At 69.1% G+C, this 17,547-nt stretch carries 14 protein-coding genes and 3 tRNA genes; 8 read left to right on the top strand and 9 right to left on the bottom strand.

Features of this window, described 5'->3' with window-relative positions:
- Positions 1–73: 73 nt before the first annotated feature.
- The 4 genes from GRC12_RS28715 to GRC12_RS28700 form a co-directional block, all read right to left on the bottom strand.
- Positions 74–1,006, bottom strand: a complete 933-nt coding sequence (locus GRC12_RS28715; RefSeq protein WP_208782273.1) for an ABC transporter ATP-binding protein — start codon at positions 1,004–1,006, stop codon at positions 74–76.
- Between the two features lie 138 nt (positions 1,007–1,144).
- A tRNA-Gly gene (locus tag GRC12_RS28710) sits at positions 1,145–1,217 on the bottom strand.
- Between the two features lie 80 nt (positions 1,218–1,297).
- Positions 1,298–1,369 (bottom strand) — tRNA-Gly (locus GRC12_RS28705).
- Between the two features lie 123 nt (positions 1,370–1,492).
- The gene (locus tag GRC12_RS28700) at positions 1,493–1,810 is read right to left on the bottom strand and encodes a histone-like nucleoid-structuring protein Lsr2 (protein ID WP_133049042.1); all 318 of its coding nucleotides are present in this window, start codon (positions 1,808–1,810) and stop codon (positions 1,493–1,495) included.
- Positions 1,811–2,088: 278 nt separating this feature from the next.
- Here GRC12_RS28700 and purS point away from each other — a divergent pair, with 278 nt between their 5' ends.
- From purS to purM, 6 genes are all read left to right on the top strand, one after another.
- Positions 2,089–2,352, top strand: coding sequence for a phosphoribosylformylglycinamidine synthase subunit PurS (gene purS / locus GRC12_RS28695; RefSeq protein ID WP_093501106.1), 264 nt, complete (start codon positions 2,089–2,091; stop codon positions 2,350–2,352).
- Positions 2,349–3,029, top strand: a complete 681-nt coding sequence (gene purQ, locus GRC12_RS28690; protein WP_208782272.1) for a phosphoribosylformylglycinamidine synthase subunit PurQ — start codon at positions 2,349–2,351, stop codon at positions 3,027–3,029. The genes purS and purQ overlap by 4 nt, the downstream gene beginning before the upstream one ends.
- Positions 3,026–5,284 carry a phosphoribosylformylglycinamidine synthase subunit PurL gene (purL, locus tag GRC12_RS28685; protein WP_208782271.1) on the top strand — a complete coding sequence of 753 codons (2,259 nt, stop codon included), beginning with the start codon at positions 3,026–3,028 and terminating at the stop codon, positions 5,282–5,284. The genes purQ and purL overlap by 4 nt, the downstream gene beginning before the upstream one ends.
- An 88-nt stretch (positions 5,285–5,372) precedes the next feature.
- Positions 5,373–6,170, top strand: coding sequence for a maleylpyruvate isomerase family mycothiol-dependent enzyme (locus GRC12_RS28680; protein WP_208782270.1), 798 nt, complete (start codon positions 5,373–5,375; stop codon positions 6,168–6,170).
- 187 nt (positions 6,171–6,357) lie between these two features.
- Positions 6,358–7,887, top strand: a complete 1,530-nt coding sequence (purF, locus tag GRC12_RS28675; RefSeq protein WP_208782269.1) for an amidophosphoribosyltransferase — start codon at positions 6,358–6,360, stop codon at positions 7,885–7,887.
- Positions 7,888–7,918: 31 nt separating this feature from the next.
- Positions 7,919–9,013 carry a phosphoribosylformylglycinamidine cyclo-ligase gene (purM, locus tag GRC12_RS28670; protein ID WP_208782268.1) on the top strand — a complete coding sequence of 365 codons (1,095 nt, stop codon included), beginning with the start codon at positions 7,919–7,921 and terminating at the stop codon, positions 9,011–9,013.
- Between the two features lie 119 nt (positions 9,014–9,132).
- Here the strand turns inward: purM and GRC12_RS28665 are convergent, their stop codons facing one another.
- Together GRC12_RS28665 and GRC12_RS28660 are read right to left on the bottom strand one after the other, a co-directional pair.
- Entirely contained in the window at positions 9,133–9,390 is a 258-nt protein-coding gene (locus tag GRC12_RS28665) for a DUF3073 domain-containing protein (protein WP_133049037.1), read from the bottom strand.
- A gap of 307 nt (positions 9,391–9,697) precedes the next feature.
- A complete protein-coding gene (locus tag GRC12_RS28660) occupies positions 9,698–10,795 on the bottom strand; it encodes a Leu/Phe/Val dehydrogenase (protein ID WP_208782267.1) in 1,098 nt (365 codons plus the stop codon).
- Positions 10,796–11,014: 219 nt separating this feature from the next.
- Between GRC12_RS28660 and GRC12_RS28655 the strand changes: the two genes are divergently transcribed.
- Positions 11,015–11,857, top strand: a complete 843-nt coding sequence (locus GRC12_RS28655; RefSeq protein WP_208782266.1) for a hypothetical protein — start codon at positions 11,015–11,017, stop codon at positions 11,855–11,857.
- 494 nt (positions 11,858–12,351) lie between these two features.
- A complete protein-coding gene (bldC, locus tag GRC12_RS28650; RefSeq protein WP_003949541.1) occupies positions 12,352–12,558 on the top strand; it encodes a developmental transcriptional regulator BldC in 207 nt (68 codons plus the stop codon).
- A 482-nt stretch (positions 12,559–13,040) separates the two neighbouring features.
- Here the strand turns inward: bldC and GRC12_RS28645 are convergent, their stop codons facing one another.
- From GRC12_RS28645 to hrpA, 3 genes are all read right to left on the bottom strand, one after another.
- Positions 13,041–13,232 carry a DUF6274 family protein gene (locus tag GRC12_RS28645; protein ID WP_208782265.1) on the bottom strand — a complete coding sequence of 64 codons (192 nt, stop codon included), beginning with the start codon at positions 13,230–13,232 and terminating at the stop codon, positions 13,041–13,043.
- 215 nt (positions 13,233–13,447) lie between these two features.
- Positions 13,448–13,522 (bottom strand) — tRNA-Asp (locus GRC12_RS28640).
- 93 nt (positions 13,523–13,615) lie between these two features.
- The coding region (gene hrpA, locus GRC12_RS28635; RefSeq protein WP_208782264.1) for an ATP-dependent RNA helicase HrpA at positions 13,616–17,547 on the bottom strand (3,932 nt) is incomplete at its 5' end.

Here is a 17,547-nt window from a genome sequence, read left to right as displayed (position 1 = left end):
GCCCCCACCCGGCCGGCCCGCGCACCTCCACCGACCGTCCGCTCCCTCAGTGTCTCCGTGCCGCCGAGCCCCTTCACGCCGCCACCCCCTGCTCCCGCGCGATCCTCAGGAACGCCTCCTCCAGCGACGCGGAGCGCATGTCCAGGTCGCGCAGTTCCACCCGTGCGCCTTCGGCCCAGGTCAGCAGTCCGGTGGCCGCGCGCTGCGGTTCCCGGGTGCGCAGCCGTACGACGTCCCCGTCCGTCTCGTGGCCGCACACCCCCAGTTCGGCGAGCGGTGGCAGGTCGCCGAGGAACCAGCCGTCGGGGAGCCGGAAGGAGATCCGGGCGGGCTGCCGGGCGGTCACCTCGGCCGGTGTCCCCGCCGCCGCGATGCGCCCCTCGTGCAGGATCGCCAGCCGGTCGGCGAGCCCCTCGGCCTCCTCCAGATAGTGCGTGGTCAGCAGCACCGTCGTCCCCGCGTCCCGCAGGGCGCGCACCAACTCCCAGGTGTCCCGGCGCCCTTCGGCGTCCAGGCCGGTGGTCGGCTCGTCCAGGAAGAGCACCTCGGGGCGCCCGAGCAGCGCGAGCGCGAGATCCAGGCGCCGCCGTTCACCACCGGACAACTGCTTCACCCGTACGGCCGCCCGCCGCCGCAGGCCGACCAGCTCCAGCGCTTCCTGCTCGGGCCGCGCGTCGCTCACGCACCCGGCCCACATCCGCGCGGTCTCCGCGACGGTCAGCTCGGAGGAGAAGCCGCCCTCCTGCAACATCACCCCTGTGCGCGGCCGTACGGAGGCCCGCTCCCCGTGGGGATCGTGCCCGAGCACCCGCACCCGGCCGCCGGCCGGCCGTGCGAGCCCTTCCAGCAGCTCGACCGTGGACGTCTTGCCCGCGCCGTTGGTGCCGAGCAGCGCGAAGATCTCGCCGCGGTCCACGGAAAAGGTGATTCCGCGCACCGCCTCGAACCCGCCCCCGTACACACGCCGCAGGTCAGTGACCTCAATCACGTGTTCGTTCGTGTCCATGGCACCAGCGTCCCGGCGCCCGTGTCCGCGGAGCAGTGCGCGCTGTCATCACTCCGCATGACAAATGTCAGAGGCGGGCCGCGCAGGACGTCGAGCATGACAAAGGCCCCGGTCTGATGACCGGGGCCTTCATTCAAGAGCGGACGACGAGGCTCGAACTCGCGACCTCAACCTTGGCAAGGTTGCGCTCTACCAACTGAGCTACGTCCGCATTGCTTCCGACCGGCTCCCACCGATCGGCGCGAGCACCAGCCTACCCGATCCACAACAGTGGTCCGACCGGTGGTGCAGAGCGGGTGACAGGAATTGCACACTGCGCCTTCCCCCTGGAAGGGGGATGTTCTGCTACTGAACTACACCCGCATGTGCTTCGGAGCCGGGCCTTTCGGCCTCGCCCCTCGGCGTGCTCCAGACTCTAGCTGACCAGGAGGGGTGCAGCGCAAGTCGGTTCCGCCGAGGGGCGGCTGACCGGTCGTCGGCCGGCGGCTACTGGGCCTCGCTGAAGGCCTCGTAGACCTTCTTGGGGATGCGGCCGCGAGCGGGTACGTCCATCTTGTTGGCCTGGGCCCAGGCCCGGACGGCCGCCGGATCGGGGGCGACCTCCGTCTGCCGGTAGGCCTTGCCCGACTTCGACCGCTTGCGGCCGGCCTCCACGTAGGGCGCGAGCGCCTTACGCAGTTTCTTGGCATTGGCTTGATTCAGGTCGATCTCGTACGACTTGCCGTCGAGTCCGAAGGCGATCGTTTCCGCCGCTTCCGAGCCGTCGATGTCGTCAAAGAGAGTGACCACGACCTTCTGCGCCACGAATATCGGTCCCTTCGTACGGCACTTGCCAATTCATTTGTACAGCGCCCGACAATGCATTGTGAAGCCTGACTAAATCTCTCCGCGTGTCCAAAATCAAGGGGGGAGCGGAAGTGACTCCGTATCTTTCCCGGAAATTTTGACGAGCGCCCCCGCCGACACCCGATCGTGATGACGGTCACGTAGCTTCCTCCAAGTCGACGCGCGTAGAAATTTTGTGCGGGTAGTCTGAAACCACTTGCAGGAACCTGCTCAGCACCACACCACCGGGAGTGCACGTGGCACGCGTCGTAGTCGACGTCATGCTCAAGCCGGAGATCCTCGACCCCCAGGGCCAGGCGGTGCAGCGCGCACTGCCGCGGCTGGGTTTCGAGGGGATCTCGGACGTACGTCAGGGAAAGCGTTTCGAACTGGAAGTTGACGGGCCGGTCGACGAGGCCGCGCTCGCCCGTATCCACGATCTTGCGGAATCCTTCCTCGCCAACACCGTGATCGAGGACTTCACCGTACGCGTGGATGAAGTCGCGGAGGCCGCGAAGTGACCGCTCGTATTGGCGTCGTCACTTTCCCGGGCAGCCTCGACGACCGGGACACCCAGCGTGCGATCCGCCTCGCGGGTGCCGAGCCGGTCGCCCTGTGGCACAAGGACAAGGACCTCCACCAGGTGGACGCGGTCGTCCTTCCGGGTGGTTTCTCCTACGGCGACTATCTGCGGGCCGGCGCCATCTCCCGCTTCTCGCCCGTGATGGAGACGGTCATCGAGCAGGCGAGGGCCGGACTGCCGGTCCTCGGCATCTGCAACGGCTTCCAGATCCTCACCGAGGCCCACCTCCTCCCGGGGGGCATGCTCGGCAACGACCACCTCCACTTCATCTGCCGCGACCAGAAGCTGCGGGTGGAGAACGCGGACACCGCCTGGACCGTGGACTACGAGCAGGGCCAGGAGATCCACATCCCGCTGAAGAACATGGACGGCCGCTACGTCGCCGACCAGTACACGCTGGACAAGCTGGAGGCCGAGGGGCGGGTCGCCTTCCGGTACCTGGACTTCAACCCGAACGGTTCGCTGAACGACATCGCCGGCATCACCAACGAGGCCGGCAACGTCGTGGGCCTCATGCCGCACCCCGAGCACGCCACCGAGCCGCTGATCGGCACGGGCCGCACCGACGGCCTCCCGTTCTTCACCTCGATCCTCAAGAAGCTGGTCACCGCATGAGCAGGACGCCTCTGGACACGGTCGAGCACGCGGCCGCGACCCCCGACGTCGAGCTGCCCTGGGCCGAACTGGGCCTGAAGAAGGACGAGTACGAGCGCGTGGTGGAGATCCTCGGCCGCCGCCCGACCGGCGCCGAGCTCGCCATGTACTCCGTGATGTGGTCCGAGCACTGCAGCTACAAGTCCTCGAAGGTGCATCTGCGCCAGTTCGGCGAGAAGGCCCCCCAGTCCGACGCCCTCCTCGTCGGCATCGGCGAGAACGCCGGTGTCGTGGACGTCGGCCAGGGCTACGCCGTCACCTTCAAGGTCGAGTCGCACAACCACCCCTCCTACGTCGAGCCCTACCAGGGCGCGGCCACCGGCGTCGGCGGCATCGTCCGCGACATCATCGCCATGGGCGCCCGGCCGGTCGCGGTCGTCGACCCGCTGCGCTTCGGCGCCGCCGACCACCCCGACACCAAGCGCGTCCTGCCGGGCGTGGTCGCCGGCATCGGCGGCTACGGCAACTGCCTGGGCCTGCCCAACATCGGCGGCGAGGTCGTCTTCGACGCCTGCTACCAGGGCAACCCGCTGGTCAACGCCGGTGCCATCGGTGTGATGCGGCACGAGGACATCCACCTCGCGAAGGCGTCCGGCGCGGGCAACAAGGTCATCCTGTACGGGGCCCGGACCGGCGGCGACGGCATCGGCGGCGCGTCGATCCTGGCCTCCGAGACCTTCGACGACGCGAAGCCGAGCAAGCGCCCGGCGGTCCAGGTCGGCGACCCCTTCCAGGAGAAGCTGCTCATCGAGTGCACCCTGGAGGCCTTCAAGGAGAAGCTGGTCGTCGGCATCCAGGACCTCGGTGCGGCCGGCCTGTCCTGCGCCACCTCCGAGCTCGCCTCCAACGGCTCCGGCGGCATGCGCGTCACCCTGGACGACGTACCGCTGCGCGACTCCACGCTCTCGCCCGAGGAGATCCTCATGAGCGAGTCGCAGGAACGCATGTGCGCGGTCGTGGAGCCGGAGAAGGTCGAGCGGTTCCTCGAGATCTGCGACAAGTGGGACGTCATCGCCACCGTCATCGGTGAGGTGACCGACGGCGACCGCCTCGAGATCTACTGGCACGGCGGCAAGATCGTCGACGTCGACCCGCGCACCGTCGCGCACGACGGCCCGGTCTACGAGCGCCCCTACGCCCGCCCGTCCTGGCAGGACGAGCTCCAGGCCGACGATGCCAACAAGCTCGCTCGGCCCGGGACTTCGGCGGAGCTGAAGGACCAGGTCCTGAAGCTGGTCGGCTCCCCCAACCAGGCCTCCAAGAAGTGGATCACCTCCCAGTACGACCACTTCGTGCAGGGCAACACGGTGCTGGCCCAGCCGGAGGACTCCGGCATGATCCGCATCGACGAGGAGAGCGGCCTCGGGGTCGCCATCGCGACGGACGGCAACGGCCGCTACGCGAAGCTGGACCCGTACGCGGGCGCGCAGTTGGCGCTCGCGGAGGCGTACCGGAACGTGGCGACGACGGGTGCCAAGCCCCTCGCCGTCTCCGACTGCCTGAACTTCGGCTCGCCCGAAGACCCGGCCGTCATGTGGCAGTTCGCGGAGGCCATCCGTGGACTCGCGGACGCCTGCCAGCAGTTGGGCACCCCGGTGACCGGAGGCAACGTCTCCCTCTACAACCAGACCGGCGAGGTCGCCATCCACCCGACCCCGGTGGTCGCGGTGCTGGGCGTCATCGACGACGTCGCCCGCCGCACCCCGGTCGCCTTCCAGGAGGAGGGGCAGCTGCTGTACCTCCTCGGCGACACGCGTGAGGAGTTCGGCGGTTCGGCCTGGTCCCAGGTCGTCCACGACCACCTCGGCGGACTGCCCCCGAAGGTCGACCTGGAGCGTGAGCGGCTGCTCGCCGAGATCCTGATCTCCGCCTCCCGCGACGGCATGATCGACTCCGCGCACGACCTGTCCGACGGCGGCCTGATCCAGGCGGTCGTGGAGTCGGCGCTGCTGGGCGGCAAGGGCGCCCGTCTGGTCGTACCGGACGGACTGGACGCGTTCACCTTCCTCTTCTCCGAGTCTGCCGGCCGCGCCATCGTCGCCGTGCCGCGCTCCGAGGAGGTCCGCTTCAACGACATGTGCGGGGCGCGCGGCCTGCCCGTGACCCGCATCGGTGTCGTCGACGGCGAATCGGTGGAGCTGCAGGGCGAGTTCGAGCTCACCCTGGAGGAACTGCGCCAGGTCCACGAGGAGACCATCCCCGCGCTGCTCAAGTAGGCGGTCGTACGACGACGAAGGCGCCGCCCGTGCCGGCGGGGCGGCGCCTTCGGCACGCCGCGAGACGCGGCCGAATAGGCTCACCGGCATGCCCCCGGCCAAGAAGCGCGTCCGTACCTATGACCCGGTGAAGATCCGTGCCGCCGTGCTGACCCAGCTCGGCCATGTCCGGGCGGGCGTCCGCACGCTCGGTCCCGAGCAGTTCGCGCTGCCCACGCGGCTGGGTGAGTGGGCCGTGCGGGATCTGGTGGGGCACATCGCGCTCAGTACGGACGTCGTCTCCCGGCTCCTCGACCAGCCGGCGCCCTTCAAGGCGGAGATCACGGCCCTGGACTGGGTGTCCGGGACCACCGCGGACGCCTCCGCCATCGCCGACCTGGCCCGCGTGAACGCCGAGCGCGAGCCGGACCCGGAGGCCGCGCTCGCCGCCACCGCCGAGCGCCTCGCCGAACGGCTCGCCGAGAACCCCGGCGCGCGGGTGCTGGCGTGGCGGAAGGGCGCCGTCACGCTCGCCGACTTCCTCGTCACCCGTACCGTCGAACTCGTCGTCCACACCGACGACCTGAACGCCGCCGTACCGGGCCTCGAGGTGCCGTACGACCGGCAGGCGCTCGCCGCCTGCACCCGGCTGCTCGCCGACGCACTGGCCGCGAAGGCACCCGGCGGTTCGACGGAGGTGCGGATCCCGCCGTACGCCGTCGTGCAGTGCGTCGAGGGGCCCCGGCACACCCGCGGCACCCCGCCGAACGTCGTCGAGACCGACCCGCTGACCTGGATCCGGCTCGCGACCGGACGCCTGGCCTGGAAGGACGCGCTCGACGAGGCACGGGTGAGCGCGAGCGGGGAGCGCGCGGACCTGTCCGGGCTGCTGCCGCTGACGGCATAGCCCCCGGTGCGGCGGAGCGCCACCCGGAGGGTGAGGGACGTCTCACTCCGCGCCCTGCGTCGACCGGCCACCGCGGTCGGACCGGCCGACGTTTGCGCAGGTCAGAAGGGGGTGGGTCGAGGAAGATCCACTACCGGCGGGTATCCCCAATTCGGACCAGTGGTCGATCTCGCCTACACTCGGTGCCGTGCCACGTGGTGACGGACGACTCAACCACGACCTGCTCCCCGGTGAGAAGGGCCCCCAGGACGCCTGCGGCGTCTTCGGAGTCTGGGCTCCCGGCGAAGAGGTCGCCAAGCTCACGTACTTCGGGCTCTACGCCCTCCAGCATCGGGGCCAGGAATCCGCGGGTATCGCGGTCAGCAACGGCTCCCAGATCCTCGTCTTCAAGGACATGGGCCTGGTCTCCCAGGTCTTCGACGAGACCTCGCTCGGTTCGCTCCAGGGTCACATCGCGGTCGGACACGCCCGCTACTCGACCACCGGCGCCTCCGTGTGGGAGAACGCCCAGCCGACGTTCCGCGCCACCGCGCACGGCTCCATCGCGCTCGGCCACAACGGCAACCTGGTCAACACGGCGCAGCTCGCCGAGATGGTCGCCGACCTGCCCAAGCAGGAGGGCGGCCGCACTCCGCGCGTCGCCGCCACCAACGACACCGACCTGCTCACCGCGCTGCTCGCGGCCCAGGTGGACGAGGACGGCAAGCCGCTGACCATCGAGGAGGCCGCCCACACGGTCCTGCCGAAGGTGCGCGGCGCGTTCTCCCTCGTCTTCATGGACGAGCACACCCTCTACGCCGCCCGCGACCCGCAGGGCATCCGCCCGCTGGTCCTCGGCCGCCTCGAGCGCGGCTGGGTCGTCGCCTCGGAGTCCGCCGCCCTCGACATCTGCGGCGCGAGCTTCGTCCGCGAGATCGAGCCGGGCGAGTTCGTCGCCATCGACGAGAACGGCCTGCGTACCTCCCGATTCGCGGACGCGAAGCCCAAGGGCTGTGTCTTCGAGTACGTGTACCTGGCCCGCCCGGACACCGACATCGCCGGCCGGAACGTCTACCTCTCCCGCGTCGAGATGGGCCGCAGGCTCGCCAAGGAAGCCCCGGTCGAGGCCGACCTAGTGATAGCGACCCCGGAGTCCGGCACCCCGGCCGCCATCGGCTACGCGGAGGCCTCCGGCATCCCGTTCGGCGCCGGCCTGGTGAAGAACGCCTACGTCGGCCGGACCTTCATCCAGCCCTCGCAGACCATCCGGCAGCTCGGCATCCGCCTGAAGCTGAACCCGCTGAAGGAAGTCATCAAGGGCAAGCGCCTGGTCGTCGTGGACGACTCGATCGTCCGCGGCAACACCCAGCGGGCGCTGGTGCGGATGCTCCGCGAGGCCGGGGCCGCCGAGGTCCACATCCGGATCTCCTCGCCGCCCGTGAAGTGGCCCTGCTTCTTCGGCATAGATTTCGCCACCCGCGCAGAGCTCATCGCCAACGGCATGACGATCGACGAGATCGGCACCTCGCTCGGCGCCGACTCGCTGGCCTACATCTCCATCGACGGCATGATCGAGGCGACCACCATCGCCAAGCCGAACCTGTGCCGCGCCTGCTTCGACGGCGAGTACCCGATGGAGCTCCCGGACCCCGAGCTGCTCGGCAAGCAGCTGCTGGAGACCGAGCTGGCCGCCGGGCCCGCCGCCACGGCCGCGGCCGACGCGATCCGTCGCCCGTAAGCCCTGTCATCAACGCGAAAGATCCCAGGCAATGTCTGCAGTGTCCGATCAGTCGACTCCGTCGACGGGCAGTTCCGGTGCTTCCTACGCGGCTGCCGGTGTCGACATCGAAGCGGGCGACCGCGCCGTGGAGCTCATGAAGGAGTGGGTGAAGAAGACCCAGCGCCCCGAGGTCCTCGGCGGCCTCGGCGGCTTCGCCGGCCTCTTCGACGCCTCCGCCCTGAAGAACTACGAGCGCCCCCTGCTCGCCTCCGCCACCGACGGCGTCGGCACCAAGGTCGACATCGCGCGCCGGCTGGGCGTCTACGACACCATCGGCCACGACCTGGTCGCCATGGTCATGGACGACATCGTGGTGTGCGGTGCCGAGCCGCTGTTCATGACCGACTACATCTGCGTCGGCAAGGTCCACCCCGAGCGGGTCGCCGCGATCGTCAAGGGCATCGCCGAGGGCTGTGTGCTCGCCGGCTGCGCCCTGGTGGGCGGTGAGACGGCCGAACACCCCGGGCTGCTGGGCGAGGACGACTTCGACGTCGCCGGCGCCGGTACGGGTGTCGTGGAGGCCGACCGGCTGCTGGGCGCGGATCGCATCCGTACGGGTGACTCCGTCATCGCCCTGGCGGCCTCCGGGCTTCACTCGAACGGGTACTCGCTCGTCCGGCACGTCCTGCTGGACCGGGTCGGCCTCTCCCTGGACGCGCGCGTGGAGGAGTTCGGCCGCACGCTCGGCGAGGAGCTGCTGGAGCCGACCAAGATCTACTCGCTGGACTGCCTGGCGCTCACCCGGACGACCGACGTGCACGCGTTCAGCCACATCACGGGCGGCGGACTCGCCGCCAACCTGGCCCGCGTGATCCCCGACACCCTGCACGCGATCGTGGACCGCTCCACCTGGACCCCGGCCCCGGTGTTCGACCTCGTCGGGAAGACGGGTCAGGTCGAGCGCCTGGAGCTGGAGAAGACCCTCAACATGGGCGTGGGCATGATCGCCGTCGTCCCCGAGGAGTCGACCGACGTGGCCCTGGCGACGCTGGCGGACCGCGGGGTCGAGGCCTGGGTCGCCGGAGAGATCACCGAGCGCGGGGACCACACGACGGGTGCGGAACTGGTCGGCGAGTACGCGTGAATCCAGCCCCTCCGGCGATTGAGGTGCGGGATCCGGAGCGGAGCCCCGCGACGGCAGCATGAAACCCGGTCCGGTGCTGGGCCCCGGACCGGGTTCGAACGGCTAAGCCGCTGCAAGCACTACGCGCCGCGACGATGTTGGGAAGACGGACCGGGCTGGTCGTCGTCGTCCTCATCGTCGTCGTTGTAGAGATCCGCGTACTGGGCGTACGGGTCGTCTTCGTCCTCGTCGTCCTCGAACGGCTCGCCGTTCGGCGGCTGGCTCGAAGTCGAAGCGCCCAGCTCACTGGCCAGACGCGACAGGTCAGTCCCGCCGCTGTTGTACTTCAGCTGGCGGGCGACCTTCGTCTGCTTGGCCTTGGCCCGGCCGCGCCCCATGGCTCGACCCCCTCGGTGACGGGGCTCGACGGCCCCAGAGTCTTGACACGCGTTCATGATCTGGAACGGGCTCTCCGTGGAGAGACCGGTCCGTAGGGCTTCCACGGTACCTGAGCCCGCGCCCATACGGTACGTCGCCCGCATGACGTGCCCGCGCCCAGGACCCTCGGGGTGCCCCGTCCCCGCTGGTCAACCGCGATTTTAACCACTTCTCGACGGGCGACCCGCCGACGGACGTGAGAGTTCTCTCTAAGTGCCCGCCGACGGGTACCGGCCAAACCCCGAAAGCCCCGGAAACCTTACGGAATCAGAGCGCTCCGCGGCCCTCCGCCATGCGCTGCTCGGCGATCCGGTCGGCCGCCGCGGCCGGCGGAATCCCGTCCGCCTTCGCACGTGCGAATATGGCGAGAGTGGTGTCGAAGATCTTTGCCGCCTTCGCCCTGCACCGCTCGAAGTCGAACCCGTGCAGCTCGTCGGCGACCTGGATGACACCGCCGGCGTTGACCACGTAGTCCGGCGCGTAGAGGATCCCGCGGTCGGCGAGGTCCTTCTCGACGCCCGGGTGGGCCAGCTGGTTGTTGGCCGCCCCGCACACGATCCGCGCGGTCAGCGCGGGCACGGTGTCGTCGTTCAGGGCGCCGCCCAGCGCGCAGGGCGCGTAGATGTCGAGGCCGTCGACGCGGATCAGGGTCGCGGTGTCGGCGACCGCCGTGACGCCCTCGGGGTGCGCCGCGAGGATCCGCCCCACGGCCTCCTCGCGCACGTCGGTGATCACGACCTCGGCGCCCTCGTCCCGCAGGTGCCGCACCAGGTGGTGCCCGACCTTGCCGACGCCCGCGATGCCGACCTTGCGGTCCCGCAGCGACGGGTCCCCCCACAGGTGCTGGGCGCTGGCGCGCATGCCCTGGTAGACGCCGAAGGCGGTGAGCACGGAGGAGTCGCCGGCGCCGCCGTTCTCCGGGGAGCGCCCGGTCGTCCAGCGGCACTCGCGTGCGACGACGTCCATGTCGGCGACGTACGTGCCGACGTCGCAGGCGGTGACGTAACGGCCGCTGAGGGAGGCGACCATGCGGCCGTAGGCGAGCAGCAGGGCCTCGGTCTTGTCCCGGTCCGGGTCGCCGATGATCACCGCCTTGCCGCCGCCGTGGTCGAGGCCGGCCATGGCGTTCTTGTACGACATCCCGCGCGCGAGGTTCAGCGCGTCGGCGACGGCCTCCGCCTCGGTCGCGTACGGGTAGAAGCGGGTACCCCCGAGCGCGGGGCCGAGGGCGGTGCTGTGGATGGCGATGACGGCCTTCAGGCCGCTCGCGCGGTCCTGGCAGAGCACGACTTGCTCATGTCCGCCCTGGTCCGAGTGGAACAGGGTGTGCAGTACATCAGCAGGTGCGCCGGTTACGTCGGTCACTGTGGTGACTCCTGAAGCAGCTAGCGGCGGGTGGGACGGCCCCGTGTGGGTGGCGGGGCTGTGAGCAAGAATTTAGACCCTGATCGCCCCGCCATCCGCGCAGTGCTCAGGATCACCTACTGGTGGCGTGTGGCCGTGCGACGATTTGCATAGATTTCCCGCGGGTTTGTGTGCGGGTTCCGCAGGTTTTCCCGATGGTGGGCGGGGGAGGGAGCAGGCGTGCCCAAGGTGTCCTCGGTGATCGTCCCGTACGCGACCTACCTCCGCGTCTACGAACCGCTGGCCGCCTTCCCCGAGCCGGAGCGCAGCCACTGGGCTCGTTACGCCCGCCGCCCGCAGCGGCCCTCGTACCAGGACGAACTGCGTCGCTCGCTCGCCGACCTGCTGCCCACCCCGCCGATCCCGGTCCCGGTGCACGAGAGCAGTGACGCGTTCGTGGTGGATGTGGACGGGGTCGTGTGCGTGTGCCCGTGGCGGACCCGGCTGCGCGGCTGGCAGGCCCTGCAGGAGCTGCCCGAGGAGTTGCCGAAGCCGGTCCTGGACGCGGTGCTGCCCGAGGTCGTACGGCGCCAGGCCGCCCAGGACTACGAGCGCTGGCTGGTGCGCAACCCGGACGCCCGTCCCTGGATCCGCACCTCCACCTGGCAGGTGCCGCTGCACTGGTTCGTACTGGTCTCCGACGAGGAGCGGCGCTTCGACAAGGGGTCGGGCGACATCCCGCCGATGCTGCGGTACCGCACGCCCATGGTGCAGGCGCGGCGGCGGGTGGCGCGGGCGCTGCGGGCCCTGAAGGACGCCCTCGACGAGGGGCCGCTCATCGACGGTCTGGTGGATGTGGGGCGCTGGCTGGAGGAGTTCCATCCGCGCTCGCTCGTCGAGCTGGACTACGGCGGGCTGGTGCACACGCTGCCGGCCGGCGAGCTCGAGGACGACCACTCGGCGGCCGACGTGGCCGAGGGCATCGAGGCGTTGCGGCTCGGTGACGGGGCGGCCGCGGGGACCGCGTACGGGCGGCTGGTGGAGCGCTGGCGGTCGGTCAGGGACCGGCGCTCGGCGAACTGACGTTTGACGGGACGCCCGTTTTGGGGTTTCGTCCTCGTTCAAGAAGTTCCCGTGTTCCCTTGAGCTTTCGCCGACGGGGGACGTAGGTCCCGATCCGGGCGTACACCTCACTGTGTGTCAAGCGTGACGGACGGCACGTACCCGGCTCTTGCATCTCTTGCCCCTCCTCATGCCAAAATAGGACAAGGGGTTCGGGGGAGGCTCTTCTTTGGGGGGCTTGATGACTCCTGCGCGTCCTGTGACTGATCGTCACAGTGGCGTGACTGTCCGCTATGGCATGGTCCATCGGCTTCCGTCGGTGATGAACACCTGGAGGGGCAATTCCATCGGTTTGGCCGACGCGGCTGGACAGATGGTGTAGTTGTAGTGCCGAGGACAAGCCGTTCGTCCTATAACCGACTCGACTCGCGTCCGCCATTTCGGGCAACGCGGGTCAAGGTGCAGAATTTAGAGGAAAGAACCGAGAAGGTTCGGTTCTCCCGAGGAGGCCGCTCATGACCGCTCGCACCCCTGATGCCGAGCCGCTGCTGACCCCGGCTGAGGTCGCCACCATGTTCCGTGTGGACCCGAAGACGGTCACGCGGTGGGCGAAGGCCGGCAAGCTCACTTCCATCCGTACGCTCGGCGGGCACCGCCGTTACCGCGAGGCGGAGGTCCGCGCCCTGCTCGCGGGCATTCCGCAGCAGCGCAGCGAGGCCTGAACAACTGAATAGCGGGCAAACCGGCAGGTCCCCAACGTGCCGAGGTGCCCGAACCCTAGCTCCAAGCGACGCGGGTTCTGCCCCAACAGAGCCCACGCCCAAGCCCCCAGGGGCTTCTCAGGCAAGTGACAAGGGTGCGTCGTCGATCGCGCTGGACTCCGCCGGGTCCAGCGCGATCTTTTTTGTGCGCGTGGGGTGCGGGACCGATCGCTCTGTGAGCGGGCTTGTCGGAGTCTGAGGAGGGGTGTCGGATCTCCTGTGGGCGGCCCCGGAAGGGGGCCGGCGGGAGGGGTGACACTCAGGTGCAATTGCACATATTAAATTGACCAGTTGTAGGCGGGGGGTAAGTACCGCGGTTTCAGAAACTCATGCGGTGACACCCGTCACATGCCGGGGTCCTTGTTGCCGTTGCTCCATGTGCGCTAGAGGGGGCGTCTGATCCACCGCCCCCTGGCGCGGCGGGTGTTGGGAGTGTCCCCGGGTCACGCACCGGCCGGGCTCTCGTCCTCGACCGTCTCGTCCGGCGCCTCGGCGGCTCTGGGGGCGGAGTCCATCGCCAGCCGCAGCAGATGGTGGCAGACCGGGCAGTGCCGGGTCAGATGCCCGTACGACGACGCGGCCGACAGATGCGCACGGAGCAACGCCCGCGTCTCGTGCCTGACCGAAGCCGCCATACCCCACCTCCAGGGGCCGCACGGGAACGGGCCCTGGTCCCTGGGTACCGAGGGATCCCGACGCCGTCAAGACGGCCTGGGAGCCGTGAGAAACGCTCACAGTGCCGATACACAGGAGATGGGCCGCCTGAAACTCCGCCAACGGGCGGGCCGCAGCCGGGCGGGAAGCGGGGGTGAAGAAGGCCCGTCACCCTTTGAGGGTGCGGGCCTTGTTGCGGTCCTGACGGGATTTGAACCCGCGGCCTCCACCTTGACAGGGTGGCGAGCACTCCAAACTGCTCCACAGGACCAGGTTTCGCGGCGCGATTCGTGCGTTGCGCTGCGAGAAGAGACTGTACAGGAGGGGAGCCGCCTGGTCGAACTCACTTAGTGTGCGGGGACCGTCACGGGGCCAGCTGGTCGATCGTCTTCACGATCCGCTTGTCGGAGATCGGATACGCCGTGCCGAGCGCGTGCGCGAAATAGCTGACCCGGAGCTCCTCGATCATCCAGCGCACGTCCAGCACCTGCTGCGGCACCGGGCGCCCCCGCGGCATCTGCTCCAGCAGCCACGCGTACTCGTCCCGCATCTCGTGCACCTTCTCCATACGGGTCGTGTCCCGCTGGACGTTCGTCGGCATCTGCTGCAGCCGGCGGTCGGCGGCGACGAGATAGCGCATCAGATCCGGCAGCCGGCGCAGCCCCGTCTCCGTCACGAACCCGGGCTTCACCAGCGCGTCCAACTGCTGACGCACGTCCTGGAGGTTCGCCAGCAGCGCGGGGCTCCGCACGGCCTTCAGACGGCGCTCACAGGCCTGCCAGGCGGCCAGAACCTGCTGCACCTGCCCGACCGCCCGCACCGTCGTGTCCACGATCTCCGCGCGCACCTTGTCGTACAGCTTCCGGTACGACTCCTCGTCCCACGCCGGCCCCCCGAAGTCACCGATCAGCCGGTCCGCCGCCGCCATCGCACAGTCGTCGAACAGCGCCTGGACCGAGCCGTGCGGATTCGCGGACAGGGCGAGCTTCTGTGCGTTCGTCAGGCGATCGCTCGCGAATTTGGCCGGATTGACCGGGATGTTGCGCAGGATCAGCCGTCGCGTGCCCTTCCACATCGCCTCGGCCTGCTCCGCCTCCGTGTCGAAGAGCCGGACCGAGACCGTGTCGCCGTCGTCCACCAGCGCCGGATACGCCTTGACGGGCTGCCCCGCCCGGCGGGTCTCGAAGACACGCGTCAGGGAGCCGATCGTCCAGTCGGTCAGACCCTTGCGCTCCAGCGACTCACCGCCCTGCCGCTCCGCCGTGGCCGCCGCGGCCTGCGAGATCGCCTGGCGCGCCTTCGGCTTCAACCGGAGCTTCAGCGCCTCCAGATCCTTGTCCTCCGCCAGCTTGCGACGGCGCTCGTCGACGATCCGGAAGGTGATCCGCAGATGGTCCGGCACCTTCGACCAGTCGAAGTCCTCCGCCTCGAAGGGCACACCGACCATGCGCTTCAACTCGCGCGCCATCGTCGTCGTCAAGGGCTCCTGCAGAGGCACCGCCGACTCCAGGAAGCGCTTCGCGAAGTTCGGCGCCGGCACATAGTTGCGGCGGATCGGCTTGGGCAGGGAACGGATCAGCTCCGTCACCAACTCCTCCCGCAGACCCGGGATCTGCCAGTCGAAGCCCTCGTCCGTGACCTGGTTGAGCACCTGGAGCGGGATGTGGACCGTCACACCGTCCGCGTCCGCCCCCGGCTCGAACTGGTACGTCACCCGGAACTTGAGCTGCCCCTGCCGCCAACTGTCCGGATAATCCGCCTTGGTGACCGCCTCCGCCGACTCCCGGATGAGCATCTCCCGCTCGAAGTCCAGGAACTCCGGCTGCTCATGCCGCTTCCGCTTCCACCAGGAGTCGAAATGGGCGCCCGACACCACATGTTCGGGCACCCGCTGGTCGTAGAAGTCGAAGAGCGTGTCGTCGTCCACCACGATGTCCCGGCGCCGGGCGCGGTGCTCCAACTCCTCGACCTCACTGAGGAGCCTGCGGTTGTCGGCGAAGAACTTGTGGTGCGTGCGCCAGTCACCCTCGACGAGCGCGTTGCGGATGAACAGCTCACGGCTCGCCTCCGGGTCGATCCGGCCGTAGTTGACCTTCCGGTCGGCGACGATCGGGACGCCGTACAGCGTGACCTTCTCGTACGCCATCACCGCCGCCTGGTCCTTCTCCCAGTGCGGCTCGCTGTACGTCCGCTTCAGCAGATGCCCAGCCAGCGGCTCGACCCACTCCGGCTCGATCCTGGCGTTGACGCGCGCCCACAGCCGCGAGGTCTCCACCAGCTCCGCCGACATCACGAACCGCGGCGGCTTCCTGAACAGCGACGAGCCCGGGAAGATCGCGAACTTGGCGTTGCGGGCGCCCAGATACTCGTTCTTCGCGCCCTCCTTCACGTCCTTCATGCCGATGTGGGACAGCAGACCGGCGAGGAGCGAGACATGGACGCGGTCGGCGGGGGCGTCGTCCTCGTTGAGATGGATGCCCATCTGCTTGGCGACCGTGCGGAGTTGGGTGTAGATGTCCTGCCATTCGCGAATGCGCAGGAAATTGAGGTACTCCTGCTTGCACATCCGGCGGAAGGACGACGAGCCCCGCTCCTTCTGCTGCTCCCTGATGTAACGCCACAGGTTCAGATAGGCCAGGAAGTCACTGGTCTCGTCCCGGAAGCGGGCATGCTGCTGGTCGGCCTGGGTCTGCTTGTCCGCGGGGCGCTCGCGCGGGTCCTGGATGGACAGCGCGGCGGCTATCACCATGACCTCACGAACACAGCCGTTCTTGTCGGCCTCCAGAACCATCCGGGCCAGACGCGGGTCGACAGGCAGCTGGGCCAGCTTCCGGCCGGTCTGCGTCAGCCGCTTCCGCGGGTCCTTCTCGGCCGGGTCGAGCGCGCCCAGCTCCTGCAGCAACTGCACACCGTCACGGATGTTGCGGTGGTCCGGCGGATCGATGAAGGGGAACTTCTCGATGTCGCCGAGACCGGCCGCGGTCATCTGCAGGATCACGGACGCGAGGTTCGTGCGCAGGATCTCCGCGTCGGTGAACTCCGGACGGGCCTCGAAGTCGTCCTCCGAGTACAGCCGGATGCAGATGCCGTCACTCGTCCGCCCGCAGCGGCCCTTGCGCTGGTTGGCGCTGGCCTGGCTGATCGGCTCGATCGGCAGCCGCTGCACCTTGGTGCGGTGGCTGTAGCGGGAGATACGGGCGAAGCCCGGGTCGATGACGTACTTGATGCCCGGAACGGTCAGCGAGGTCTCAGCGACGTTCGTCGCCAGAACGATCCTGCGCCCGGTGTGCGGCTGGAAGACACGATGCTGCTCCGCGTGGGACAGCCGGGCGTACAGCGGCAGGACCTCCGTGAAGCGGTACTGCTTGCGCGTGAGCGCGTCAGCGGTGTCCCGGATCTCCCGCTCACCGGAGAGAAAGACGAGGATGTCCCCCTTCCCCTCCCCCATCAGCTCCTCGACGGCGTCCGTGATCGCCGTGATCTGGTCCCGGTCGGAGTCGTCCGAGTCCTCCTCCAGCAGCGGCCGGTAACGCACCTCCACCGGATACGTCCGCCCACTGACCTCGACGATCGGCGCGTCGCCGAAATGCCGGGAGAAACGCTCCGGATCGATGGTGGCCGACGTGATGACGACCTTCAGATCGGGCCGGCGCGGCAACAACTGCGCCAGATACCCCAGCAGGAAGTCGATGTTGAGGGACCGCTCGTGCGCCTCGTCGATGATGATCGTGTCGTAGGCGCGCAGCTCGCGGTCGGTCTGGATCTCGGCCAGCAGGATGCCGTCCGTCATCAACTTGATGAAGGTCGCGTCCTGGTTCACCTGATCGGTGAAACGGACCTTCCAGCCCACGGCCTCACCGAGCGGAGTGTCCAGCTCCTCCGCTACCCGCTCGGCGACCGTACGCGCGGCGATACGACGGGGCTGGGTGTGCCCGATCATGCCCCGCACCCCACGCCCCAGCTCCAGACAGATCTTCGGGATCTGGGTGGTCTTGCCGGACCCGGTCTCACCGGCGACGATGACGACCTGGTGATCGCGGATGGCCTCGGCGATCTCACTCTTCTTCTGGCTGACCGGCAGCTGCTCGGGATACGTGACGGCGGGCACACGGGAGCGCCGGGCGGCCATGCGCTCCTCGGCCTTCCCGATCTCGCCCTCGATCTCGGCGAGCACGGCGGCGCGTGCCTCCGGCTTGCGGATCTTGCGCGCGCCTTCGAGCCTGCGCCCGAGCCGCTGCGCGTCGCGCAGGGAGAGCTCGGTCAGGCGGGGGGCGAGGGTGCCGAGGGCCGGGGTGC

Source organism: Streptomyces griseorubiginosus (assembly GCF_017614965.1).
GTDB lineage: Bacteria > Actinomycetota > Actinomycetes > Streptomycetales > Streptomycetaceae > Streptomyces > Streptomyces griseorubiginosus_B.
The sequence above is the reverse complement of the archived record's forward strand: the minus strand, read 5'-3'. Positions and strand labels throughout refer to the sequence as shown.

Bases quoted from the DNA above. Each gene is read 5' to 3' on its own strand.
- GRC12_RS28715 (WP_208782273.1), bottom strand. From the start codon at position 1,006: ATGGACACGAACGAACACGTGATTGAGGTCACTGACCTGCGGCGTGTG.
- purL (WP_208782271.1), top strand. From the start codon at position 3,026: ATGAGCAGGACGCCTCTGGACACGGTCGAGCACGCGGCCGCGACCCCC.
- GRC12_RS28680 (WP_208782270.1), top strand. From the start codon at position 5,373: ATGCCCCCGGCCAAGAAGCGCGTCCGTACCTATGACCCGGTGAAGATC.
- purM (WP_208782268.1), top strand. From the start codon at position 7,919: ATGTCTGCAGTGTCCGATCAGTCGACTCCGTCGACGGGCAGTTCCGGT.
- GRC12_RS28665 (WP_133049037.1), bottom strand. From the start codon at position 9,390: ATGGGGCGCGGCCGGGCCAAGGCCAAGCAGACGAAGGTCGCCCGCCAG.
- bldC (WP_003949541.1), top strand. From the start codon at position 12,352: ATGACCGCTCGCACCCCTGATGCCGAGCCGCTGCTGACCCCGGCTGAG.
- GRC12_RS28645 (WP_208782265.1), bottom strand. From the start codon at position 13,232: ATGGCGGCTTCGGTCAGGCACGAGACGCGGGCGTTGCTCCGTGCGCAT.